General features: G+C 60.4%; 18 protein-coding genes. 9 read left to right on the top strand and 9 right to left on the bottom strand.

The features are described 5' to 3' along the window. Nucleotides 1-48: 48 nt before the first annotated feature. Nucleotides 49-1,713 (bottom strand): energy-dependent translational throttle protein EttA, encoded by a 1,665-nt coding sequence (ettA, locus tag LIX91_RS11875; RefSeq protein WP_003399986.1) that lies wholly within the window; start codon nt 1,711-1,713, stop codon nt 49-51. Between the two features lie 454 nt (nt 1,714-2,167). On the opposite strand from ettA, the gene LIX91_RS11870 reads away from it, so the two are divergent. From LIX91_RS11870 to glyA, 5 genes are all read left to right on the top strand, one after another. Next, a complete protein-coding gene (locus LIX91_RS11870; RefSeq protein WP_410524754.1) occupies nt 2,168-5,932 on the top strand; it encodes an EAL domain-containing protein in 3,765 nt (1,254 codons plus the stop codon). 139 nt (nt 5,933-6,071) lie between these two features. Then, nucleotides 6,072-7,064, top strand: a complete 993-nt coding sequence (locus LIX91_RS11865; protein ID WP_003419076.1) for a helix-turn-helix transcriptional regulator — start codon at nt 6,072-6,074, stop codon at nt 7,062-7,064. Nucleotides 7,065-7,160: 96 nt separating this feature from the next. Next, entirely contained in the window at nt 7,161-8,096 is a 936-nt protein-coding gene (locus tag LIX91_RS11860) for a transporter (protein ID WP_226488523.1), read from the top strand. A 47-nt stretch (nt 8,097-8,143) separates the two neighbouring features. Beyond that, nucleotides 8,144-9,595, top strand: a complete 1,452-nt coding sequence (locus LIX91_RS11855; protein WP_226488522.1) for an amidase — start codon at nt 8,144-8,146, stop codon at nt 9,593-9,595. 202 nt (nt 9,596-9,797) lie between these two features. After that, on the top strand, nt 9,798-11,051 hold the full coding sequence (gene glyA / locus LIX91_RS11850) for a serine hydroxymethyltransferase (RefSeq protein ID WP_003419083.1): 1,254 nt from the start codon (nt 9,798-9,800) through the stop codon (nt 11,049-11,051). Nucleotides 11,052-11,157: 106 nt separating this feature from the next. Here glyA and yjiA read toward each other — a convergent pair whose 3' ends face one another. The 3 genes from yjiA to LIX91_RS11835 form a co-directional block, all read right to left on the bottom strand. Then, on the bottom strand, nt 11,158-12,135 hold the full coding sequence (yjiA, locus tag LIX91_RS11845; RefSeq protein ID WP_003419085.1) for a GTPase: 978 nt from the start codon (nt 12,133-12,135) through the stop codon (nt 11,158-11,160). A 95-nt stretch (nt 12,136-12,230) separates the two neighbouring features. Beyond that, nucleotides 12,231-12,428 (bottom strand): YbdD/YjiX family protein, encoded by a 198-nt coding sequence (locus LIX91_RS11840; protein ID WP_003419087.1) that lies wholly within the window; start codon nt 12,426-12,428, stop codon nt 12,231-12,233. A 27-nt stretch (nt 12,429-12,455) separates the two neighbouring features. After that, nucleotides 12,456-14,531, bottom strand: a complete 2,076-nt coding sequence (locus LIX91_RS11835; protein ID WP_003419090.1) for a carbon starvation CstA family protein — start codon at nt 14,529-14,531, stop codon at nt 12,456-12,458. A gap of 285 nt (nt 14,532-14,816) precedes the next feature. Here LIX91_RS11835 and LIX91_RS11830 point away from each other — a divergent pair, with 285 nt between their 5' ends. Next, the gene (locus LIX91_RS11830) at nt 14,817-15,191 is read left to right on the top strand and encodes a PilZ domain-containing protein (protein WP_003419091.1); all 375 of its coding nucleotides are present in this window, start codon (nt 14,817-14,819) and stop codon (nt 15,189-15,191) included. A gap of 14 nt (nt 15,192-15,205) precedes the next feature. On the opposite strand, the gene radA is transcribed toward LIX91_RS11830, so the two are convergent. Next, a complete protein-coding gene (gene radA, locus LIX91_RS11825) occupies nt 15,206-16,573 on the bottom strand; it encodes a DNA repair protein RadA (RefSeq protein WP_002555235.1) in 1,368 nt (455 codons plus the stop codon). Nucleotides 16,574-16,769: 196 nt separating this feature from the next. Between radA and mscL the strand changes: the two genes are divergently transcribed. After that, nucleotides 16,770-17,216, top strand: a complete 447-nt coding sequence (gene mscL, locus LIX91_RS11820) for a large-conductance mechanosensitive channel protein MscL (RefSeq protein WP_003313807.1) — start codon at nt 16,770-16,772, stop codon at nt 17,214-17,216. 138 nt (nt 17,217-17,354) lie between these two features. Here mscL and LIX91_RS11815 read toward each other — a convergent pair whose 3' ends face one another. After that, nucleotides 17,355-18,131, bottom strand: a complete 777-nt coding sequence (locus LIX91_RS11815) for a ferredoxin--NADP reductase (RefSeq protein WP_004416059.1) — start codon at nt 18,129-18,131, stop codon at nt 17,355-17,357. A gap of 336 nt (nt 18,132-18,467) precedes the next feature. On the opposite strand from LIX91_RS11815, the gene LIX91_RS11810 reads away from it, so the two are divergent. Together LIX91_RS11810 and LIX91_RS11805 are read left to right on the top strand one after the other, a co-directional pair. Then, complete coding sequence (locus tag LIX91_RS11810; protein ID WP_003419096.1) at nt 18,468-18,701, top strand: helix-turn-helix domain-containing protein; 234 nt, start codon at nt 18,468-18,470, stop codon at nt 18,699-18,701. Between the two features lie 130 nt (nt 18,702-18,831). Beyond that, the gene (locus tag LIX91_RS11805) at nt 18,832-19,956 is read left to right on the top strand and encodes a methyltransferase (protein ID WP_003419098.1); all 1,125 of its coding nucleotides are present in this window, start codon (nt 18,832-18,834) and stop codon (nt 19,954-19,956) included. A gap of 92 nt (nt 19,957-20,048) precedes the next feature. Here the strand turns inward: LIX91_RS11805 and LIX91_RS11800 are convergent, their stop codons facing one another. The 3 genes from LIX91_RS11800 to LIX91_RS11790 are packed head-to-tail and all read right to left on the bottom strand — an operon-like array spanning nt 20,049 to nt 22,688. Beyond that, nucleotides 20,049-20,216 carry a DUF2474 domain-containing protein gene (locus tag LIX91_RS11800; protein WP_002555239.1) on the bottom strand — a complete coding sequence of 56 codons (168 nt, stop codon included), beginning with the start codon at nt 20,214-20,216 and terminating at the stop codon, nt 20,049-20,051. Between the two features lie 21 nt (nt 20,217-20,237). Then, complete coding sequence (gene cydB / locus LIX91_RS11795) at nt 20,238-21,245, bottom strand: cytochrome d ubiquinol oxidase subunit II (protein ID WP_003419100.1); 1,008 nt, start codon at nt 21,243-21,245, stop codon at nt 20,238-20,240. A gap of 3 nt (nt 21,246-21,248) precedes the next feature. Beyond that, a complete protein-coding gene (locus LIX91_RS11790) occupies nt 21,249-22,688 on the bottom strand; it encodes a cytochrome ubiquinol oxidase subunit I (RefSeq protein ID WP_003419102.1) in 1,440 nt (479 codons plus the stop codon). Nucleotides 22,689-22,826 lie beyond the last annotated feature (138 nt).

Raw genomic sequence — 22,826 nt, 5'->3', positions numbered from 1 at the left:
GACGGCAGCGCCGCTCCTTGCAGGGAGCGGCGCGTGCCTGAACGCTGATCAGGCCAGCTTTTTGTGACGCACACGATGCGGCTGGGCAGCCGCTTCGCCCAGACGCTTCTTGCGATCGGCTTCATACTCGGTGTAGTTGCCTTCGAAGAAGATCGCTTGCGAATCGTCTTCATACGCCAGGATGTGCGTGGCTACACGGTCAAGGAACCACCGATCGTGAGAGATCACAATGGCAGCGCCCGGGAAGTCCAGCAGCGCTTCCTCCAGTGAACGCAGGGTTTCCACGTCGAGGTCGTTGGACGGTTCGTCGAGCAGCAGCACGTTGCCGCCCTCTTTCAGGGTCAGCGCCAGGTGCAGACGACCACGCTCACCACCGGAGAGGTCCTTGACGAACTTCTGCTGATCGCCGCCCTTGAAATTGAAGCGACCGACGTAGGTACGCGACGGGATCTCATAGTTACCGATACGGATCACGTCGGAACCGTCGGACACGGCCTGGAACACCGATTTGCTGCCGTCCAGGTCATCACGGCTCTGGTCCACGCAGGCCAGCTGCACGGTTTCACCGACTTCGATGCTGCCCGAATCCGGCTGTTCCTTGCCCATCAGCATGCGGAACAATGTCGACTTACCGGCACCGTTACCGCCGATCACGCCAACGATGGCGCCTTTAGGCATGGAGAACGACAGGTTGTCGATCAGCACGCGGTCGCCATAGCCCTTGGTGACGTTCTTGAACTCGATAACCTTGTCGCCCAGACGCGGACCGGCCGGGATGTAGATCTCGTTGGTCTCGCTGCGCTTCTGGAATTCCTGCGACTGCATCTCTTCGAAGCGTTGCAGACGCGCCTTGGATTTGGACTGACGCGCCTTGGCACCCTTGCGGACCCATTCCAGCTCGTCTTTCATGGCTTTTTCGTGAGCGGTCTGCTGCTTGGATTCCTGCGCCAGGCGGTCCGACTTGGCTTCGAGCCAGCCGGAATAGTTGCCCTCGTAAGGGATGCCCGCGCCGCGGTCGAGTTCCAGAATCCAGCCAGCCACGTTGTCCAGGAAGTAACGGTCGTGCGTGATCGCGACCACAGTTCCCGGGAAGTCGTGGAGGAAATGCTCCAGCCAGGCGACAGAGTCGGCATCCAGGTGGTTGGTCGGTTCGTCGAGGAGCAGCATGTCCGGTGCGGAGAGCAGCAGGCGGCACAGCGCGACACGGCGCTTTTCGCCACCGGAAAGGACCGAAACCTTCGCATCCCAGGCCGGCAGGCGCAGCGCGTCGGCGGCGACTTCCAGCTGACGCTCCAGATTATGGCCATCGCTGGCCTGCAGGATGGATTCGAGCTTGGCCTGCTCGGCAGCCAGCTTGTCGAAATCAGCGTCCGGCTCGGCGTACTCGGCGTATACCTGATCGAGACGCGCCTGGGCGTCCTTGATCACGCTGACCGCCTCTTCCACGACCTCACGGACCGTCTTGTTCGGGTCAAGTTGTGGCTCCTGCGGCAGATAACCCACATTGAGCTCCGGCATCGGACGCGCTTCACCATCAAACTCGGTGTCGACACCCGCCATGATTTTCAACAGCGTGGATTTACCCGAACCGTTGAGGCCCAGCACGCCGATCTTGGCACCGGGAAAGAAAGACAGAGAGATGTTTTTCAGGATTTCACGCTTCGGCGGCACAACTTTGCTCAGCCGATGCATGGTGTAGACGTATTGAGCCATGAAATGAAAACCTAGCGTCTGTAATGAGGACCGATTTGGGTAACGAGCTTAAAGCTCCGGCCGGAAAAAAGCTTTTATTTGTCCTTGAGACTTGCCGCGAGACCATTCCGAGCCTTGAATAAACTCAGTTGGAAACCTGCCGGGCAGTGCTGGCAAATATAAAGCCTGATCGATATTGCAAAAAGTGGAGTCACTCATGCAGGAGTCGGTGGATACCACGCGTTGCGCAAAGCTACCCGAATGCTGCGTGCAGGGCAAACGATACGGCCCAACGGGACTGGCACTTTGCCACAACTAAAGGCATGCTAGCCGCCCTCTTTGGGCGACCCGCCTATTTTACCTAAAGCACCACTGCTTCAGTCCAGCAGTCAGGAACAGCGATTTGCCCATTTCAACGCCTCTGTCGTCATCCAGTGTCGCTACAGACAGTGCGACCAGGCCTCTGCGTGGGTCAGTGAAAGGCATACTGGCAGGCCTGGTTCTGGTGGTGCTTGCCCTGTTGCTCTGGCAATTGATCGAGCAATTTCATCAGACTCAGGAGCGCCAGCGTCAGCGCAGCCTGGAGTACAGCGTGCAGCTGTCCGACCGGATGAGTCTGAACATGGCGCTCAAGGCGCAGATCGCCATGAACCTGCTGGACGAGGCGCTATCCTCCGGGGAGCGGCTGGAGCAGCCGACGACGCTGGTTAATCTGCGCACTGCCCTGCCCGCCCTGCGCAGCGTCGCTCGCCTGAACCGGGAGGGTGAGATTGTCGGTGACAGCGCCGAGGCCTCCCGCGATGGCGAGTTTCTCGAACAGGCCATGAAACAGGCGCGAGGTCGCCCCTACTTTTATACCGGCTCGGAAGACGGCAACCAGATTTATATACTGATTCGCCTGGGCAACGGCGTGAGCGGCGATTACTGGGCAGTGCGTGTAGCGCCCGACGCCTTGAAGGAACTGGCCAGCCAGCCAGCGCAGAACTTTCAGCACCTGTGGCGTCTTGAACAGCGCAAGACGCAGCGTGTCATTCTCCATGAACCGGTCCCTGCCAACGAAGCGGAAAGTGGCCTGTCCGACACCATTCTGCTTCAGCCGCTGAGCAACAGTGACTGGCAACTGCGGGGGCTGTTCGACACTTACAAGGCCCGCAGCGAACTGCTTGCGCCACTGATCGGCAAGTGCCTGATCGGCCTGATGATTTCGATCCTGCCGCTGATCGCGCTGATGAGCCTGCGCAGACGCCAGCGTCAACTGCTGCAGAGCCGGCGCCGCTACCGGGATATCTTCGAGGGCGCGGGCGTCGCAATCTGTGTCATGGACATGTCCGGCCTTCAGGAGCAACTCGAAGCACTCGAGGTCAGGACCGGCGAGGACTTCGAGCGGCTGGTCAAAAGCCAGCCAGCCTCGCTGAAACGCCTGTTGCAGCAATTGCGCATCAGCGAACTCAACGAAGTCGCTCTGGGCCTGCTGGACATCAAGCACCGCGAACAGGCATGGCAACCGTTGATCGAGGGCGAATCACGCTCGCGTCCGGGCGTCGGCATTCCGATCATTCAGGCGGTGCTCGCCGGACAGCCGCGACTGGAACTGGAAATCTGCCTGAGCCGCGCAGACGGTGAGGATCAGCACCTGTGGCTGGTCATGCGCCTGCCCGAGACACGCAGCGACTTCGATGCGGTGATTCTCAGCATTGGCGACATCACCAGCCGTAAACAGGTCGAGCTGTCTTTGCTGGACCGCGAGAGCTTCTGGTCCGACGTGGTACGCACCGTACCGGACCATTTGTACGTTCAGGACGTACTCAGCCAGCGGGTGATCTACAGCAACCATCACTTCGGCTATACGTTGGGTTACAACAAGTCAGAACTGCACGCCATGGGCGAGTTTTTCTGGGAAGTCCTGCTGCACCCCGACGACGCCCGTAACTATCAGGACATGCGCCTGCGCCAGCGTCACCACGGGCATAATGAATTACTGCAACGCGTGCTGCGCTTTCGGGACCGCGAGAGCAACTGGCGGAGCTTCGATATTCGCGAACAGGCGCTGGCCTGGGATGCAGAGGACCGGGTCACCCGGATCATCGGCATTGCCAAGGACATTACCGAGCAGGTCGCGTCCAGCCAGTCGCTGCGTGACAGCGAGCAGCGTTACCGCATGCTCGCCGAAAGCATCAGTGATGTGATTTTCTCCACCGATGGCCGGCTGGCAGTCAACTACGTCAGCCCTTCGGTAGAACGTGCGCTGGGCTACAGCGCCGAGTGGATCCTGCAGAACGGCTGGTCCGCCGCCATTGCCAACCCCCAGCAAACAGTCGGTTTTGATGCGCTCATGGGCCGCATCGACAAGGTCCTCGACAAACCTCAGGAACTCGCCCGGCTGCGCGAAGAAGTCACCACCCGAATGTTTCTGTTCGACTGCCTGCGTGCCGACGGTCGCAAGATCCCGGTGGAACTGCGCGTGGTGCTGGTGTGGGGCGAACACGGCAATTTCGAGGGCATCTTCGGCGTGGGCCGGGACATCAGCCAGCAGCGTCGGGCCGAGAAAGACCTGCGCATGGCTGCCACTGTGTTCGAGCATTCGACATCCGCCATCCTGATTACCGACCCGGCCGGCTATATCGTGCAGGCCAACGAGGCCTTTACGCGCGTCAGTGGCTATGAAGTGGCTCAGGTGCTCGATCAGCTGCCGGGCATGCTCACCGTGGAATCCGAACAGGAAACCCGCCTGCGCCACATCCTCAGGCAGTTGAACGGACAAGGCACGTGGGAAGGTGAAATCCGGCTCAAACGGCGTAACGGCGAACACTACCCAGCCTGGGTCGGCATTACCGCCGTCCTCGACGATGAAGGCGATCTGGCCAGCTACGTGTGCTTCTTCAGCGACATCAGCGAACGCAAGGCCAGCGAGGACCGTATCCACCGTCTGGCCTACTACGATGCGCTGACTCATCTGCCCAACCGCACCCTGTTCCAGGATCGCCTGCATTCGGCGCTGCAGCACGCCGAGCGCCAGCAGGCCTGGGTCGTGCTGATGTTCCTCGACCTCGACCGTTTCAAACCGATCAACGACTCCCTGGGCCATGCCGCTGGCGACCGGATGCTGCAGGAAATGGCCACACGGCTGCTTGCCTGTGTGTCGGTGGATGACACCGTGGCCCGCATGGGCGGGGATGAATTCACCCTGCTGCTGGAACCGGATGAAACCCGTGAAGCCGCGCTAAGCCGCGCGATTCACGTTGCCGAACGCATTCTGACCAGCCTGATTACGCCGTTCGTGCTCGAAGGCCGCGAGTTCTTTGTGACCGCCAGTATCGGCATCGCCCTCAGCCCGCAGGACGGCAAAGAACTGAGTCAGTTGATGAAGAACGCCGACACGGCGATGTATCACGCCAAAGAGCGCGGCAAGAACAACTTCCAGTTCTATCAGGCAGACATGAACGCCACCGCTCTGGAGCGTCTGGAGCTGGAAAGCGACTTGCGCCATGCCCTGGAGCAGAAGGAATTCACCCTCTTCTATCAACCGCAGTTCAGCGGCGACGGCAAACGCCTGACGGGCGCAGAAGCGCTGCTGCGCTGGCGCCATCCGCGCCGCGGGCTGGTGCCGCCCAACGACTTCATCCCGGTGCTCGAAGAGCTCGGGCTGGTCGTGGAAGTCGGCGATTGGGTTCTGGCCGAGGCCTGCCGCCAACTCAAACACTGGCATCAGGCCAGGGTTCGCGTGCCCAAGGTGTCGGTCAACATCTCGGCACGGCAGTTCTCGGACGGTCAGCTCGGCAAGCGTATCGCCCGCATACTCGAACAGACCGGCCTGTCACCCGCCTGCCTGGAGCTGGAACTGACCGAAAGCATCCTGATGCGCGAGGTCACCGAGGCCATGCAGATACTCGATGGTCTCAAGAACCTTGGCCTGAGCATCGCCGTCGATGACTTCGGCACCGGCTACTCGTCGCTGAACTACCTCAAACAGTTCCCCATCGACGTGCTGAAGATCGACCGCACCTTCGTCGACGGCCTGCCATCCGGCGAGCAGGACGCCCAGATCGCCCGCGCCATCATCGCCATGGCCCACAGCCTCAATCTGTCGGTGATCGCCGAGGGCGTGGAGACCCATGAGCAACTGGAGTTTCTTCGCGAACACGACTGCGACGAAGTCCAGGGCTACCTGTTCGGCCGCCCGATGCCCCCCGCGCAGTTCGAAGCGCAATTCAGTAATGACGCATTGTTCATGCTGGATTAAGGGCCAGTTCTCGCAACGTCGCCATCGTCCATTTGAACGATAGCCGAACCCTTGAATATGAGTAGACTTGAGCCACTGCCTCGCACCGCGTCAATGACAGCGAGCGCTCTACCCATAACAAAGAACACAAGGGGGTAGCATGATCAGCGATACCACATCCCTGGACAGTGTTTCCTGTCAGGTCGTTGAAGCCTTGAACAAGGTGATTCTCGAGCTTCAGACCGAGGTCAGCAGCGCGTCGATCGCTACGTTTCATCAACAGGCGCTTGAGCGGGTGCGCGCGCTGGTGCAGTTCGACAAGGCCTGGTGGGGAAGATCCACCTGGCGTGACAACTGGCCCGTCGAGCACAGTTCCTTTTTGCTCGGCCTGCCCACCGGTTACGCCGCCGAGTGGGAGCAACTCAAGACCTCGGATGCCAGTGTCGGCAAAATGCATCAGACCCAGGGCGTCTGTCAGGTCATTCACTGCACGGCAGCGGATGCGCCTCCCGCGCTTGCCGAACTCGGACGCCAGTACGATCTGTGCTTCGCGCTGGGCATTGTCCTGACCGACCCGCACACCCAGCAGGGCGTGCATTTGACGCTGTTTCGCTCGGCCGACCACACGCCCTTTTCGCCCTTGGACAAACGCCTGATCGAGTGGCTGATGCCGCATCTGATCGCCGCTGAACAGGCCAGTTATCTGCGCACGCTCACGACCCTGCGCGAGACTCAGGGCGCCTACGATGAGACCGCCATGGCAGTGAGCGATCGTTACGGCGTGCTGCTTTCCATGGAGCCTGCGTTCTCGTCGATGCTCGGCTCGGAATGGCCTGACAGGCCGTCCAATCGTCTGCCCCGACAGTGCAACCCTCAAGCGGGCTATTCGAGTCATAACCTGCACATCACGTCGCAGCCGGTGGGCGACCTCGTTCTATTGACGGCGCGCCGACGCAGCAGTCTGGAACTGTTGAGCACGCGCGAACTTCAGGTCGCCCGAGGCTTTGCGGTCGGACAGACGTACAAGGAAGTCGCACGCAATATCGGTATGTCCCCCTGCACCGTCCGGCACCACTTGAGAAAGATCTACAACAAGCTCGGTGTCACCCGTAAAGCGCAGATCGCTCAGTTACTGCATTTGACTGACGGCTGACGCCAACGCGTTCTACCCCATTTCCGGTTTTTCCAATAACTGCCACCCCGCAAGGGAGGGCCGTGCTCGCCCATAAAAATAACAAGGCACTTACCCATGTCATTAAAAAACCACTTCCTTAGCGCTTCCGGGCTCGCCATGGCGATCCTGTGGTTATCGTCCACAGCGTGCGCCACCGAGAATGCGGCGCCCACGACAGCCGCTGGCGTTTTTGACTTTGGCGCAGGTTTCATGCCGCCCACCACCCCCAATGGCACCGTCGGCATGCGCATCAGCAACTACCACGCGGATGTCATCAAAGACAGCCACGGCAATGACAGCCCCAACGACTTCCAGATCAACGTCCTGGCGATCGGCCTCGCCTACTTGCGAATGACCGAGCAGGAGTTTTTGGGGGCCCGCTATGGTTTCGCGGTGGTGCCGATCTTTTTCAAGATGGATGCAGACCTGGGCGTGAACGCCGGAGGGCAGCGGGTATTCAACGACAGTGCATCGCTGTTTCGTCAGGCGGACCTGCAAGTGGTGCCGATCATCCTGGACTGGAAGCTCGGGCCGGGGCTGGGCATCAATGCCCAACTGATGTTTCAGGCGCCCACCGGGGACTATGACAAAAACCGTCTGGTCAGCCCTGGCACCAACCACTGGACGGTTTCTCCGCTGTTGAACGCGACCTACATTTCACCCGGAGGCTTCGAGGTTTCCTCGAGTTTCCAGATCGATATAAACGCGCGCAACCCCGACACCAATTACCGCAGTGGTGTTGAGTACCGACATGAGTTTGCAGTGGGCCAGCATGTGGGCGACTGGACTATCGGCATTGGCGGCTACTACTACCGGCAGCTGTCGGACGACGACGCGCCGGCGCTGACCCGCGGCAACCGCGCCCGGGTAATCGCCGCAGGCCCTGCAGTGAGTTACTTCAAACCCGACTCCGGTCTGCCGCCCATCTGGTTGCACGCCTACAAGGAGTTCGACGCCCACAACCGTGCCGAGGGCTACACCGTAGCGCTGCGTACCGGCATCAGCTTTTAAGTGGCGTGCGCAACGCGACGACACGCTTTCAATCCTGGAGACGATCAATGAAAGACCTGCACGAATTATTCAATACGCTGGACGGCCGAGGCCTGGCAACACTGGTACGCAACGGCGAGGTCACCCCCGGCGAGCTGCTGGAAACCGCTATTGAGCGGGTCGAGCAGGTCGAGCCCGGCCTGAACGCCGTCAGCGAAAGGCTTTACGATCAGGCGCGCAGCCAGGCGAGCGGGAGCAGTGTCAGACAGGGCGTCATGGCAGGCGTACCGACCCTGGTGAAAGACATGTTCACGCCGATGACCGGGGCTCGCATGACCAGTGGCTCGCATGCGCTGGGCGAGTTTCGCTCAGACATCGACTGCGAAATCGTCAGCCGCCTGCGTCAGGCAGGCTGCCAACTGATCGGCACGACCACCGCGCCTGAATTCGGCGTGTCCTACAGCACCGAATCGCAACGCTTCGGCGCGACCCGCAATCCGTGGAATCTGCAGCACAGCGCGGGCGGTTCCAGCGGGGGCGCAGCGGCGCTGGTTGCGGCGCGCGCCATCCCTTTCGCCCATGGCAACGATGGCGGCGGCTCGCTTCGCGTGCCGGCTTCCTGCTGCGGCGTATTCGGCTTCAAGCCATCGCGCGGTCTGCTGCCGTCCGGCCCGATGGTCGGCGAGGGCTGGGCAGGCCTGAGCACGGCCCATGCGATCACCCTGTCGGTAGGCGACAGCGCCGCCCTGCTCGACGCCACTGCAGGGAGTGACCTGGGGGCTCCCTATGCGGCGCCCGTGCCGGCGACGCCGTTTGCACACGCCGCAGGACGCGATCCCAGGCGCCTGAAAATCGCCCTGATCTCGGCAATATCACCCTGGCCCGCCGAACCGGAAGCCCTGGCAGCACTGCAGCACACGGCGGCCTTGCTGGAGACGCTCGGCCATTACGTGGTGCCGGCGACGTTGCCGGTCCGGCTGCCTGAATTCCTCGACGCGACGTTCGACATCATCGGCTCACACACCCAGGGCTACCTCGATCTGCTGGGCAAAATGCGCGGTTTCCCGGTCTCTATGGACGAACTGGAGCCGCGCACCCGTGTGATTCTGCGCGAACGCGGGCAACTGCCGGCGACACGCTACATTTCCGCGGTCGAAGCGATGCATGCATTGGGCCGGGCGATGGCCGGCTTCTTCGAAGAGTACGACATTGTCCTCACCCCGACGCTCAACCGCGCGCCGCCGCGCCTGGGAGAACTGGCCTTCGACGACGACAGCCGGTCCCTGCAGGACTTCATCGCGCTTTCACACAGCTACTCGCCCTACACGGCGATCTTCAACGCGACTGGCCAGCCAGCCATGTCCGTGCCCCTCTACTGGACAGCCGATTCGCTGCCGCTGGGCTCTCACTTCGCCGCGCGGTTTGGCGACGAACTGACCTTGCTGAGCCTCGCCGGGCAACTGGAACGCGCCCAGCCGTGGGCCGCACGCAGGCCGCCTTTGAGCGCTTATACGGGTTGATGCAAAGGGATTTTTGCCAGCGACGCAGGCCAGGCCACCGGCGTGGTCTTGCCTGCAGAAGCCAACAGAACCGAGGATGCCGCGCATTTTACTGTGCTGCGTGAACCTCTTCACTGTTCAAGATGACTGCCTTTCATATGCCAGATAAAACCCGATGGGGTAGAATAGCCGCCTTTTCCGCCATGCCCCCTTGAGGACTGCCATGTTCAGCCGTGATTTGACTATCGCCAAGTACGACGCCGATCTGTTTGCCGCCATGGAGCAAGAAGCTCTGCGTCAGGAAGAACACATCGAGCTGATTGCCTCGGAAAACTACACCAGTCCGGCCGTCATGGAAGCTCAGGGCTCTGCCCTGACCAACAAGTACGCCGAAGGCTATCCAGGCAAGCGCTACTACGGTGGTTGCGAGTACGTCGACATTATCGAGCAACTGGCCATCGACCGCGCCAAGGAGCTGTTCGGCGCTGATTACGCCAACGTTCAGCCGCACGCCGGTTCGCAAGCCAACTCGGCGGTTTACCTGGCCCTGCTGCAAGGCGGCGACACTATTCTGGGCATGAGCCTGGCTCACGGTGGTCACCTGACCCACGGCGCCAGTGTTTCGTCCTCGGGCAAGCTGTACAACGCCGTTCAGTACGGTATCGATGCCAACGGCATGATCGACTACGACGAAGTCGAGCGACTGGCTGTCGAGCACAAGCCAAAAATGATCGTCGCCGGTTTTTCTGCCTACTCGCAGATCCTCGACTTCCCGCGCTTCCGTGCAATCGCTGACAAGGTCGGTGCCTACCTGTTCGTCGACATGGCTCACGTAGCCGGTCTGGTCGCCGCAGGCGTCTACCCGAACCCGGTGCCATTCGCCGACGTCGTGACCACCACCACGCACAAGACCCTGCGCGGTCCACGTGGCGGCCTGATCCTGGCGCGCGCCAACGCCGAGATCGAGAAGAAGCTGAACTCTGCAGTATTCCCTGGCTCCCAGGGCGGTCCGCTGGAGCACGTCATCGCAGCCAAGGCCGTGTGCTTCAAGGAAGCGCTGCAGCCTGAGTTCAAGACCTACCAGCAGCAAGTGGTGAAGAACGCCAAGGCAATGGCCGGCGTGTTCATCGAGCGTGGCTTCGACGTCGTGTCGGGCGGTACCGAGAATCACCTGTTCCTGCTGTCGCTGATCAAGCAAGACATCTCCGGCAAAGACGCTGACGCTGCTCTGGGTCGTGCCTTCATCACCGTCAACAAGAACTCCGTACCAAACGACCCACGCTCCCCGTTCGTCACCTCCGGCCTGCGCTTCGGCACCCCGGCAGTGACCACTCGCGGCTTCAAGGAAGCTGAGTGCAAGGAACTGGCCGGCTGGATCTGCGACATCCTGGCTGACCTGAACAACGAAGCCGTGATCGACGCGGTTCGCGAGAAGGTCAAGGCCATCTGCGCCAAGCTGCCGGTTTACGGCGCTTGATAAGCCTGGCTTAAACGCAGTACCAAAAAGCCCCGACTCGTGAGAGCCGGGGCTTTTTGTTGGGCGGTTCACGGTACGGGCAGAAGCTCAGCCGCTATTCGTCCCCTCACCCACATACCCTCTCGAACCCCGCCCGCATCTTCTCCTCCGGCAACTCATCGGCAATGAACACAATCACGCTCTCGCGTTTTTCGCCTTCGGCCCACTCGGTGTCCCAGTCGAAGCCATACAGTTTGAGCACGCCCTGAAACACCATCTTGCGTGGTTCGTCTTCGATGTTGAGCACGCCCTTGTAACGCAGCAGTTGTTTGCCGTGGTCTTCCAGCAGTTCGTTCATGAACTCGCTGAGGCGGTCCAGGTTCAGCGGTTTTTCGCTGCGCAGGACCAAGCTGCTGATGCGGTCAGCGGAGTTGCCGACCGGGGCCAGCGGGCGCAGGATCATGCCGCCGCCGAGGTCGGCATTGAGGTTGAAGCCGCGCACGTCAAGCAGTTCGGCGAGGTCGATTTTGCCGTGCTCGACGATACGGACCGGCGCACGGCGGTTGATGCGGGTCAGGCGTGCACTGAGGGCTTCGAAGGCTGCGTCGTCAACCAGATCACGCTTGCTGACCAGCAACCGGTCGGCGAAGCCGATCTGCGCCTGAGCGATGGTTTGCGCCAGGTGGGTATCGGCGTGCGCGGCGTCGACCAGGGTGATGATGCCGTCGAGGATGTAACGCTCGCGCAGCTCTTCATCGATGAAAAAAGTCTGCGCGACCGGCGCGGGATCGGCCAGCCCGGTGCATTCGATCACCAGTCGGTCGAACGCGATCTCGCCGCTGTCCAGACGCTCCAGCAACAGGTAGAGCGCCTTGGTCAGGTCAGTGTGGATGGTGCAGCACACGCAACCGTTGGACAGGGTCATGATCTGCACAGGGTCGGTGCCGAGCAACTGGCTGTCGATGCCTGCATCACTGAATTCGTTTTCGATCACGGCGATTTTCAGGCCGTGTTCGGCCTTGAGCAGGTGGCGCAGCAAGGTGGTCTTGCCGGCCCCCAGAAAACCGGTCAGCACGGTCACGGGGATGGGTTGCAACTCAGTCATAAGGCTCCTGGCGTGAGGCATTCAGCTGAAATGAAAACGCGCCACAGGTGATGGCCTGCGGCGCGTCGGATCAAACCATAACGCAGATCAGCGGATCAACAGCACTTCGGACCGCCCTTGCCGCCGTAACGGGCCTCTTGCCGCTCCCGAAAGAACTGCTCGTAGGTCATCACCGGCTTGTCCGGATGAGTGTTCTGCATGTGTTCGACATAGGTGTCGTAGTCCGGCATGCCCACCATCAGGCGCGCGGCCTGACCGAGGTATTTGCCGAGGCGACTCAGGTCATTGAACATGGGCAAATCCTCTGTGGGTATCCATCATCACACCTGTGACGCTGGCGGCATGGCCTGGAACGGAGCTTCCTTGTCGGTGCGCTCCTTGGTGCTCCAGGCCGCACGGCCGACTTTAATGGCGTAGAACAGGATGCTGACCACCACGAACAGGAACAATATGGTCAGCCCGGCGTTGGTGTAAGCGTTGAAGATAACGTGCTGCATCTGGTCCATGGTCTTGGCCGGGGCCAGAATCTGACCGGCATCGGCCGCCGCGCTGTATTTCTTGGCCAGAGCCAGGAAACCTACCGCAGGGTTGGCGTCGAACAGCTTGATCAAACCAGCGGTCACGGTGCAGATCAGCAGCCAGGTGGCAGGCAGCATGGTCACCCAGACATAGCGCTGACGCTTCATCTTGATCAGCACCACGCTGGCCAGCATCAGGGCGATACCGGCGAGCATCTGGTTGGAGATACCGAACAGCGGCCACAGGGTATTGATGCCGCCCAGCGGGTCGATCACGCCCTGATAGAGCAGATAACCCCACAGCGCCACGCAACCGCCGGTGCCGATGGCGTTGGCCGTCCACGACTCGGTGCGCTTCAGGGCCGGAACGAAGCTGCCCAGCAAGTCCTGCAGCATGAAGCGTCCGGCACGTGTACCGGCGTCGACTGCGGTCAGGATGAACAGCGCCTCGAACAGAATCGCGAAGTGGTACCAGAACGCCATGGTGTTTTCACCCGGCAGCACCTGATGAAGGATCTGCGCGATACCGACGGCCAGCGTCGGAGCACCACCGGCACGGGCCAGCACAGTGTTTTCACCGATGTCTTTTGCGACAGCGGTCAGTTGCTCAGGCGTGATGGCAAAGCCCCAACTGGACACGGTCTGCGCGACGGTCACCACGTCACTGCCGACCACGGCAGCCGGGCTGTTCATGGCGAAGTACACACCCGGCTCGATCACCGACGCGGCAACCATCGCCATGATGGCCACGAAGGACTCCATCAGCATGCCGCCGTAACCGATGTAACGGGCGTTCTTCTCGTTATCCAGCAGCTTGGGCGTGGTGCCCGACGAGATCAGCGCGTGGAAACCCGACACCGCACCGCAAGCGATGGTGATGAACAGGAACGGGAACAGTGCGCCCTTCCAGACCGGGCCTGTGCCGTTGGTGAACTGGGTCAGTGCCGGCATTTTCAGCTCGGGCGCCAGAATCAGGATGCCGATCGCGAGTGCCAGAATGGTGCCGATTTTCAGGAAGGTCGACAGGTAGTCACGGGGCGCAAGCAGCAGCCAGACCGGCAGCATGGCCGCTACAAAACCGTAACCGACCAGCATCCAGGTGATCTGCACGCCGGTAAACGTGAACATCGGCCCCCAGGTCGGATCCGCCGCAACCATGCCGCCGACCCAGATGGAGCCGAGCAACAGAATGACGCCGACGATGGAGATTTCACCAATGCGCCCCGGACGGATGTAGCGCATATAAATGCCCATGAACATCGCGATCGGGATCGTCGCCATGACCGTGAACATGCCCCACGGGCTCTCGGCCAGGGCCTTGACCACGATCAGCGCCAGCACCGCCAGGATGATGATCATGATCAGGAAACAGCCGAACAGTGCAATGGTGCCGGGAATACGGCCCATCTCCTCGCGGACCATGTCGCCCAGCGAGCGTCCGTCACGGCGCGTCGAAAGGAACAGGATCATGAAGTCCTGCACAGCACCGGCCAGCACCACGCCGGCAATCAGCCAGAGCGTACCGGGCAGATAGCCCATTTGCGCTGCCAGTACCGGGCCTACCAGCGGGCCTGCGCCGGCGATGGCTGCAAAGTGGTGACCGAAGAGGATGTGTTTGTTGGTCGGCACATAGTCCAGACCGTCGTTGTTGACCACCGCCGGTGTCGCACGCAGCGGATCGATCTGCATGACGTGAGTGGCGATGAAAAGACTGTAGTAACGATAGGCAACCAGATAGATAGCTACCGCAGCGACCACGATCCACAAAGCGTTGATCGCCTCTCCGCGACGCAAGGCCACGACCCCAAGGGCACATGCCCCGACAATTGCGACGATGAGCCAGGGAACATGGCGCATCAGACTATTATTATTTTTCATTTTTTTTATTCCAGCAGAGTTGACTAGAAGGCAAGCCATGCGAGTTTAGCGCCGGATCAGCGAAAGACCACCCCCAACCAAGGTCTAGGTCGAAATTTGATCAATTGCGGCAGATACCCGGCATAGAGGGCTGGAATGGCCTCGACAGATGGCGTTCCGATCACAAAACCGCGATGCGGAACTGTTCTGCAATTGCTTTCCGGTCTATCGTGCATGGGCAACAGAATAGATCAGATAACGACCTGCGCGCTGACTCCGGTGGCGGTCAACAAGAGAGTTCATTCGATGACCGACTCACCTGCAGATCGCCGTCGTTTCAAACGTATTGCCTTTGATGCCAAGACCGATCTGAAGCAAGGCGACAAAAGCTGGAAAGTGAAACTGGTCGACCTTTCTCTCAAAGGGTTGCTGATCGACCGGCCTGATCCGTGGAACGGTGATCAGACGCAGCCCTTTGAAGTCGACATCATTCTAAGCAACGATGCCCATGTGAAAATGGATGTCGAAATCACCCATGACAACAACCGGCAACTGGGATTCGTTTGCAGGCACATTGGGCTGGAGTCAATCAGCCACCTTAGGCGGCTGGTCGAATTGAACCTCGGAGACCCCGAGGAACTGGATCGGGAACTGGCAGCCTTGATCGAACTGCAGGAATAATCCTCAGGGCGAGGTTACTCGAACAGCGCATCCAGGGCCTGTTCAAGTCGCGTAACGGCAATGATCTGCAAGCCGGGCGGCGCTTCTTTCGGCGCGTTGCCCTTGGGCACGATGGCGCGTTTGAAACCGTGTTTGGCGGCCTCCTTGAGGCGCTCCTGGCCGCTGGGCACCGGCCTGACTTCACCCGACAGCCCTACCTCACCGAACACAAGCAAGTCATGCGGCAGCGGACGATTGCGCAGGCTGGACATGACCGCGGCCATCAAGGCCAGGTCGGAGGCGGTTTCCAGCACTTTCACGCCGCCTACCACGTTGAGGAACACGTCCTGATCGTGAGTGGGAATGCCGCCATGGCGATGCAGGACTGCCAGCAGCATGGCCAGACGATTCTGATCCAGCCCCAACGTCACGCGGCGCGGGTTGGACATGTGACTGTCGTCCACCAGCGCCTGCACTTCCACCAGCATCGGCCGCGTGCCTTCCCAGGTGGCCATGACCACACTGCCCGGCACCTCTTCCTGCGCACGAGTGAGAAAGATCGCCGACGGGTTGGAGACTTCTTTCAGGCCCTTGTCGGTCATGCCGAACACGCCCAGCTCATTGACCGCGCCAAAGCGGTTCTTCACCGCTCGTAACAGGCGCAGGCGACCATCCGACTCGCCCTCGAAATACAGCACGGTGTCGACCATGTGCTCAAGCACACGCGGACCGGCCAGGGCGCCTTCCTTGGTGACGTGGCCGACCAGGAAGATCGCCGTGCCGCTCTGCTTGGCGTAACGCACCAGCAAGGCGGCGCTTTCACGAACCTGCGACACGCCGCCAGGGGCCGACTGCAGCTGTTCGGTGAAAATCGTCTGGATCGAATCGATCACCATCACCTTGGGCTTCTCGACCTTGGCAGTGGCAATGATGGTCTCGATGCAGGTTTCGGTCATGACCCGCAGCTTGTCCTGCGGCAGACCCAGGCGCCGGGCACGCATGGCAACCTGCTGTTGGGATTCCTCACCGGTGACATACAGCGCGGGCATGCGCTGGGCGATGTTGCACAGCGTCTGCAAGAGGATCGTGGACTTGCCGATGCCGGGGTCGCCGCCAATCAGCACCACCGAACCGTCAACCAGACCGCCGCCGAGTACCCTGTCCAGCTCGGTGGAGTTGGTGGAGAAGCGCGGGATTTCTTCGACGCTGACCTCCGCCAGGGTCCTGATCTGCGCCTGGGAACCGGTCCAGCCGGTGCGCCCGGTAGGCGGCGCGGCGGCACCGCTTTCAATCATGGTTTCGACCAGTGTGTTCCAGGCACCGCATTCGCTGCACTGGCCCGCCCACTTGGGAAATGTCGCGCCGCACTCGGTGCAGCCGTACAAGCGTTTGGCCTTGGCCATGACAACCCCAGTCGTTAGAAAACGCCCATGATAACGCAGGTTGCAACACCTGCCAGTCGCTGGGCGACGACTGCTTTTGAAAACCGGATAAAACTTACGCGGACGACTCCGGTCGATTGAATGTGGCACGGGCGGCAACAGTACGTCTGGGCTACACTCATCCGGATCAAATTTATCTGCTACAAGGAATTACCCCATGAGCGTGCTTAAGGAATTCAAGGCATTCGCGGTCAAAGGCAACGTAGTTGATATGGCCGTCGGTATTATCATCGGCGCGGCATTCGGCAAGATCGTTTCTTCGTTCGTCGGCGATGTCATCATGCCGCCGCTGGGCCTGCTGATTGGTGGCGTCGACTTCAGCGACCTGGCCGTCACCCTGCGCCCCGCGCAAGGGACTGCACCTGCGGTACTGCTGGCGTACGGCAAGTTCATCCAGACCGTCCTCGACTTCATCATCGTCGCGTTCGCGATCTTCATGGGCGTCAAGGCCATCAACCGCCTGAAACGCGAAGAAGCCAAAGCCCCTACCCTGCCGCCAACACCCTCCAAAGAAGAAGTCCTGCTGGGCGAGATTCGCGACCTGCTCAAAGAGCAGAGCAAACCGGCAGCGCCCATTACCGTGGATCCTGCGCGTACGCTTTGATTGAGCAAGGCCTGCACCTGCAGGCCATCGGCCCTAACCACGATGGCACTGACGACGCAAATTGCGACGTAAGTGATGGCTGAGTCCTGGCGCTGATCCGGGGGCAACTCGGCAGGACGCCGAGTTAGCCGCCAACCCTCACCAATACGTCTCCACCGCCACCTGCCCCGGCTTGCGCGACAGGCTCAAGCGCATCTCGCGCTGCTTGAGAATCGCCCGAGTGTCATCGATCATCTGCGGATTGCCGCACAACATCACCCGCGAATGCTCCGGCGTGAGAGCAATGCCCGCCGCGCGCTCAAGCTCTCCGTTTTCGATCAACTGCGTGATACGCCCATTCAACGCGCCCGGATGCTGCTCGCGGGTCACCGTAGGCAGAAACAGAAACTTGTCCGCGTATTCAGCCAGGTACTCACGCTGCATCAATTCGGCAATCAACTGCTGATAAGCCAGCTCACGCGACTCACGAACGCTGTACACCAGAATCACCCGCTCGAACTTCTCCCAGACCTCGAAATCCTGAAGGATCGACAGAAACGGCGCGACACCCGTGCCTGTGGATAACAGCCAGAGATCGCGCCCATCGACAAAGCGATCCAGGGTCAGATAACCAAACGCCTGCTTTTCCACCAACAGACTGTCGCCCTCACGCAAGCGGCTCAACTCGCTGGTGAACTCGCCATCCGGCACCACGATGGAAAAGAACTCCAGAAACTCATCGTGCGGAGAAGAAACCATCGAATAGGCACGCCATACCACCGAGCCGTCGGCCTTGGTCACCCCGAGACGCGCAAACTGTCCGGCACGAAAGCGAAAACCGGGATCACGCGTGGTGCGCAGGGTAAACAGGTTCGCGGTCAGCGGCGTGACACGCTGCAGTGTCTGTCGGGTGAATTTGTCGTCACTGACGGTCATGGTGCGCTTTGAACTCCTGAATATGGAAAGCAGAGCCCAGTGTCCCGCAAAGCAGGCTCGATAAACACCGGCTGTTTGTGATGGATTACCCGGCAACGGGCTCTGCCGCTTAGAGTATTTGGTTCTTGGATCAGCCCTTGCCGGGTCGAACATCCACAGAGCCGATTACCCCGACCCTTCTCGCGCGGGGGTTTCAGCCGACCGCCACAGAACACGCTGCCAAGTGCCATCAGCCCATCCGTCCGGCCAATCCGCAGCCCGACGGATTGCGGTCTATTTGTTCCTAGACTGGATAAACACCCAGCAAGGTCTGTACACGTACTGCAAGGAGGCTACATGAACACAATGGACATAAATTTCTCACAGTCCTCGCCAGCAAAAAACCTGACTCAGAGAGAAATCGAAGTCCTCAAATGGTCCGCTGAAGGCAAAACAGCTGGCGACATCGCAATGATCCTCTGCCTGAAGGAGCGCACCATTCACTTCCACATTGCCAGCGCCATTCAAAAAATGGGCGTTTGCAACAAGACGGCTGCCGCCGTACAAGCCGCACTCAGCGGGATGTTCTGACAAAACGGGCAATCACCGCGTAATCAGACAGGTATCGAAACGAAAAAATACGTAAAATCGTCTGCCTCAGCGAGCCCACCTGTCATCGGGCTCGCTGACATACCTTCGATTGCACAGAGTTCTCCCGCCAATGCCCCTGCTCATCAGTCCCTTCGCTGAACTTGATCTCATTCGCCAACCCGAGCAACAGGATGAGCCCCTGCAGGCCTTCGATGCCGCTGACGAGTACCTGCTCAATCATGTTGCACAAACAGGGCTGAGCCTGCCAAGCCGGGTTCTGGTGCTCAATGACAGTTTCGGCGCGCTGGCGGCAAGTCTCGCGCCGCATGCCACGGTGATCAGCAGTACCGACTCGTTTCTGGCGGCGCAGGCGCTGGAAAAGAATCTGGCGCGCAACGGCATGAGCTACGACGCAGTACCGCACATTCCGGCCAGCGAAGCGTTGCAGGGACCCTTCGACTGGGTGCTGATCCGGGTGCCCAAGACCCTGGCGCTGCTGGAGGAGCAACTGATACGCCTGCAAGGCCAGCTGGCCCCCGGTGCTCGGGTTATCGCCGCGGCAATGGTCAAGCATTTGCCGCGTTCGGCGGGCGACTTGCTGGAGGAATATGTCGGACCGGTGCAGGCCTCGCTGGCAGTGAAAAAAGCCAGGCTGTTGTTTGCCACGCCACAGCCCATGGAAGTGCGGACCTCGCCCTACCCGACGCGCTACCGACTGGATGAGCCGGCCATCGAACTGCTCAACCACGCCAATGTGTTCTGCCGCGACGGGCTGGACATCGGCACTCGGGCCTTCCTGCCTCATCTGCCGAAAAACCTTGGCACGGCAAGGGTCGCAGACCTGGGCTGCGGTAATGGCGTGCTGGCCATTGCCAGTGCGCTGGACAACCCGCAGGCGCACTACACACTGGTCGACGAGTCGTTCATGGCCGTGCAATCGGCAGCCGAGAACTGGCAAGCGACGCTGGGTGATCGCGACGTACAGGTTCGCGCAGGCGACGGTCTGGAAATGCAGGAGCCTGATTCGCTGGATGTGGTGCTGTGCAACCCACCCTTCCATCAGCAACAAGTGGTCGGCGACTTTCTTGCCTGGCGGATGTTTCTTCAAGCGCGCGCAGCGTTGGTGACCGGCGGGGCGCTGTACATTGTCGGCAATCGCCATCTGGGTTATCACACCAAGCTGTCGCGCCTGTTCCGCGGCGTCGAACAGGTCGCCGCTACGCCGAAATTCGTGATCCTGAAAGCCCGCAAATAACCCACGCCCACGGCACAAAAAAAGACCCTCTTGCCACGCGAGTGGCAAGAGGGTCGCAAAACGTGTCCGCAGACACGAACGGGAATTCAGTATCAGTGTGTCGTCAGGCCCGCTGCGCTCATGAACATGCGCATCAGGCTGGCCACGATGAACAGCGCGAATACGCTGCCCGCCCAGATTCCGACCAGCCAGGCCAGTCGTTGCCAGAGCGGCTTGCTCAGCGCCGGATCAGGATCGTGCATGGAATTTTTACCAGACATCGTCATTCTCCTCGGTTCGGACTAGTGATAACCGTCTGCAGCCGTCACCTTGCCGCGGAACACGTAGTAGCTCCAGAAGGTGTAGCCCAGGATGAACGGAATGATGAACAGCGTGCCCACCAGCATGAAGCCCTGGCTCTGCGGCGGCGCGGCGGCTGCCCAGATCGATACCGAAGGCGGAATGATGTTTGGCCACAGGCTGATGCCCAGACCGCTGTAACCCAGGAAGATCAGCAACAGGGTCAGCAGAAACGGCGTGTAGTGGGCATTGCGGGCCACCGCCTTGAACAGACCGTACATGGTCACCAGCACCAGAATCGGTACCGGCATGAACCAGAACAGGTTCGGCATGCTGAACCAGCGATGCGCGATATCCGCGTGGGCCAGCGGCGTCCACAGGCTGACCACGCCCATGACCGCGAGCACCGCAAGGGCTAGCGGACGTGCCAGATCATGCATCGCCTTCTGCAGCGAGCCTTCGGTTTTCATGATCAGCCAGGTGCAGCCCAGCAGCGCATAGGCGACGATCAAGGCCAGCCCGCAGAACATCGGGAACGGCGAGAGCCAGTCCAGCGAGCCCCCGGCAAACTGGCGATCGACCACCGGGATGCCTTCAATGTAGGCACCCAGCGCCACGCCCTGGAAGAAGGTCGCAGCCAGCGAGCCGCCAATGAACGCCTTGTCCCACCAGTGACGCTTCAGCTCGGTCGCCTTGAAGCGGAACTCGAACGCCACGCCACGGAAGATCAGGCCCATGAGCATGAACATCAGCGGCAGGTACAGCGCAGACAGGACCACCGAGTAAGCCAGCGGGAATGCGCCGAACAGCGCCGCACCGCCCAGCACCAGCCAGGTTTCGTTGCCGTCCCAGACCGGCGCGACGGTATTCATCATCACGTCGCGGTCGGAACTGTCCTTCATGAACGGGAAGAGAATCCCGATACCCAGATCGAAGCCGTCCATCACCACGTACATCATGATGCCGAAGACGATGATGATGGCCCAGATCAGCGGAAGATCGATACCCATGGCTTAAATCCCCTTGCCGTGACGGTCAAGATTGTCGCCATCTTCTTCGCCTTCAACAGCGGCGGAGAGCGGACGGGCCGGTGTGCGTTGCTGGCCGGGACCACCGTGAGGCACATGTTCGACATAGGCTTTCGGCCCTTTGCGAACCAGACGCATCATGTAGCCAAGGCCTGTGCCGAAGAGCACGAAGTAGACGACCACGAACAACACCAGGGTGATGCTCATCTGCGCCACGCTGTGCCCGGACGAAGCATCCGCGGTACGCATCAGGCCGTACACGACCCACGGCTGACGACCGATTTCGGTGGTGAACCAGCCGGCGAGAATCGCGATCAGGCCAGACGGCCCCATCCACAACGCCAGGTACAGGAACGGACGCGAGTTATACAGCGTGCCGCGCTTGCGCAGCCACAGGCTCCACAGACCGGTGAAGATCATCAGCATGCCAAGGGCGACCATGACCCGGAACGACCAGAACACGATCGTCGAATTAGGGCGATCCTCGGGCTTGAATTCCTTGAGCGCAGGCACTTGCTTGTCGAGACTGTGGGTCAGGATCAGGCTGCCCAGGTACGGAATTTCCACCGCGTACTTGGTTCGTTCTTCCTTCATGTCGGGAATGCCGAACAGGATCAGCGGGGTCGGTTCGTCACCGACGTTCTCCCAGTGACCTTCAATGGCAGCAATCTTCGCAGGCTGATGCTTGAGCGTGTTCAGACCGTGGAAGTCACCAACGACAGCCTGGACAGGCGCCACCAGCAGGGCCATCCACATGGCCATCGAGAGCATCTTGCGCACCGCAGGTGTGTCGCGGCCCCGCAACAAGTGCCAGGCGGCCGACGAACCGACGAAGAACGCCGTCGCCACGAACGCGGCAATGGCCATGTGCGTCAGGCGATAAGGGAACGACGGGTTGAAGATCACGGCGAACCAGTCAGTGGGAATAATCCGACCGTCGATGATCTCGAACCCTTGCGGTGTCTGCATCCAGCTGTTGGACGACAGAATCCAGAAGGTGGAGATCAGCGTGCCGATGGCAACCATTACCGTGGAGAAGAAGTGCAGTCTGCGGCCGACACGATTCCAGCCGAACAGCATGACCCCGAGGAAGCCCGCTTCGAGGAAGAACGCGGTCAGCACCTCGTAGGTCAGCAGCGGCCCGGTCACGGCACCTGCGAAGTCGGAGAAGCGGCTCCAGTTGGTACCGAACTGGTAGGCCATGACAAGCCCGGAAACCACGCCCATGCCGAAGTTGACTGCAAAAATCTTCGACCAGAAGTGGTACAGGTCACGGTAGACGTCATCGCGGGTCTTCAGCCACAGACCTTCGAGCACAGCCAGGTAACTTGCCAGACCGATGGTGATGGCAGGAAACAGGATGTGGAACGAAATCGTGAATGCGAACTGAATCCGGGCGAGATCTATAGCCTCTAAACCGAACATAAGATGTTCCTCTCTCAGATGAAACGTGCTGCCGGCCACAAGCCAACAGCGATTGCCCCCACGGTAATGAGTGCTAATGTTTCTTTATTCTGGCGTTTCCAATGGCGAAAACGCTGATCGATGCACTGATCATTGCCT

This window comes from Pseudomonas sp. B20, assembly GCF_020515755.1.
GTDB lineage: Bacteria > Pseudomonadota > Gammaproteobacteria > Pseudomonadales > Pseudomonadaceae > Aquipseudomonas > Aquipseudomonas syringae.
This window is presented reverse-complemented; position numbering and strand designations above follow the sequence as displayed.

Bases quoted from the DNA above. Each gene is read 5' to 3' on its own strand.
- LIX91_RS11830 (WP_003419091.1), top strand. From the start codon at position 14,817: ATGACCGACTCACCTGCAGATCGCCGTCGTTTCAAACGTATTGCCTTT.
- LIX91_RS11805 (WP_003419098.1), top strand. From the start codon at position 18,832: ATGCCCCTGCTCATCAGTCCCTTCGCTGAACTTGATCTCATTCGCCAA.
- mscL (WP_003313807.1), top strand. From the start codon at position 16,770: ATGAGCGTGCTTAAGGAATTCAAGGCATTCGCGGTCAAAGGCAACGTA.
- LIX91_RS11865 (WP_003419076.1), top strand. From the start codon at position 6,072: ATGATCAGCGATACCACATCCCTGGACAGTGTTTCCTGTCAGGTCGTT.
- radA (WP_002555235.1), bottom strand. From the start codon at position 16,573: ATGGCCAAGGCCAAACGCTTGTACGGCTGCACCGAGTGCGGCGCGACA.
- LIX91_RS11815 (WP_004416059.1), bottom strand. From the start codon at position 18,131: ATGACCGTCAGTGACGACAAATTCACCCGACAGACACTGCAGCGTGTC.
- LIX91_RS11855 (WP_226488522.1), top strand. From the start codon at position 8,144: ATGAAAGACCTGCACGAATTATTCAATACGCTGGACGGCCGAGGCCTG.
- LIX91_RS11840 (WP_003419087.1), bottom strand. From the start codon at position 12,428: ATGTTCAATGACCTGAGTCGCCTCGGCAAATACCTCGGTCAGGCCGCG.
- ettA (WP_003399986.1), bottom strand. From the start codon at position 1,713: ATGGCTCAATACGTCTACACCATGCATCGGCTGAGCAAAGTTGTGCCG.
- yjiA (WP_003419085.1), bottom strand. From the start codon at position 12,135: ATGACTGAGTTGCAACCCATCCCCGTGACCGTGCTGACCGGTTTTCTG.
- LIX91_RS11800 (WP_002555239.1), bottom strand. From the start codon at position 20,216: ATGTCTGGTAAAAATTCCATGCACGATCCTGATCCGGCGCTGAGCAAG.
- LIX91_RS11860 (WP_226488523.1), top strand. From the start codon at position 7,161: ATGTCATTAAAAAACCACTTCCTTAGCGCTTCCGGGCTCGCCATGGCG.
- cydB (WP_003419100.1), bottom strand. From the start codon at position 21,245: ATGGGTATCGATCTTCCGCTGATCTGGGCCATCATCATCGTCTTCGGC.
- LIX91_RS11835 (WP_003419090.1), bottom strand. From the start codon at position 14,531: ATGAAAAATAATAATAGTCTGATGCGCCATGTTCCCTGGCTCATCGTC.
- LIX91_RS11790 (WP_003419102.1), bottom strand. From the start codon at position 22,688: ATGTTCGGTTTAGAGGCTATAGATCTCGCCCGGATTCAGTTCGCATTC.
- LIX91_RS11810 (WP_003419096.1), top strand. From the start codon at position 18,468: ATGAACACAATGGACATAAATTTCTCACAGTCCTCGCCAGCAAAAAAC.
- glyA (WP_003419083.1), top strand. From the start codon at position 9,798: ATGTTCAGCCGTGATTTGACTATCGCCAAGTACGACGCCGATCTGTTT.